Here is a 1,155-nt window from a genome sequence, read left to right as displayed (position 1 = left end):
TAATATAAATAATGTGGTAAAACCGTAATAAACGATAAAAATAAACATAAAAAAAAGAGCCCCGAAATTTCAGGGCTCTTTTTTTGGATCGATCAATAAATTATTGTTTAGGCAATGCGTCTAAACGTTTCTTGATATCTTCGTAATTTTTAGTATCATTTCTAAAAGCATAGATCGTTTTCAAGGTTTCTAATGCGCCTTGATTTTTGGCATCAACCTCAAGTGCTTTTTTGTAAAAAGGAAGAGATTTATCTAACAGCGCATTCATTTTGCCTGTTACTTCATTAAACTCTTTCACTTTTTTAGAATCGATTTTATTTCTATCGGCCTGTAATTTTAAAGCCTGACTGAAATAAATGTTGCCCAAAAGAACCTGATAGTTAGGGTTGTTAGGTTCTTTTGCAGCTAAAGCAACCAACATTTGCTCAGATTTGGCAGCATCACCCCTATCAATATAAATCTGGGTTTCAGTTTTAATCCAGTCGGTATTTTCGGGGAATTTAGCAGTTGCTTCTTTAATAACGGCCAAAGCAGCTGTTGTATCTTTTTGTTTAGCCAACGTGGTTGTGATAATCTCAGAATATAAATCTTTAGACTGTGGGGAATTTAAAGAGATTACTTTTTTGAATTGGCTAATCATGTTTGGATAATCYTCATTAAGTCTTGCCGCAATACCCGCATTTAGATACATGGCGGTATCGTTTGGATTAATTACTGTTGCTGCAACAAATTTTGCGTAAGCAGTTTTGTAATCTTTTTTATTGTAAGCAATTACACCACCATTTCTAACTGCGTTGCTAATATTGGTTTCAGCTAGATTAATATTATCTTTTTCACTCCCTTTTGTATCCAGTTTCTTGGCTTCAACAACTGCATCCTGAGCAATTTTTAGGTTTGCATCTGCATTCGCTGTACTTGTTGAATCCAGAATAGCCGCAGAAGAAGCAAATAAAGCGCGGTACGACCATGCTTCAGGCATTWCTTTAGATTTTTCATCAGCAATTGCTTTGTCGGTATGGGCCAAGCCTTTTGCTAAGGCTTCAAGCTTTTTCGCCAACGGCGTAGATGCACTTGAAGAAGTTAGCTGGAATAAACCCCAGTCGTTTTTTGCCGCGGTTATTTCACTTTTCTGAGCAAATGCAGAGCTTACCGCAC

Annotated in this window: 1 protein-coding gene; it reads right to left on the bottom strand. The window is 36.5% G+C overall.

Annotated elements, in window-relative coordinates; genetic code table 11:
• Nucleotides 1–100: 100 nt before the first annotated feature.
• A partial coding sequence (locus tag AC1DPQ_RS28380) for a tetratricopeptide repeat protein (protein ID WP_477611661.1) occupies nt 101–1,155 on the bottom strand: 1,055 nt, incomplete at its 5' end.

The sequence above is a fragment of the Pedobacter sp. 01T416_2 genome (assembly GCF_056398925.1).
This window is presented reverse-complemented; position numbering and strand designations above follow the sequence as displayed.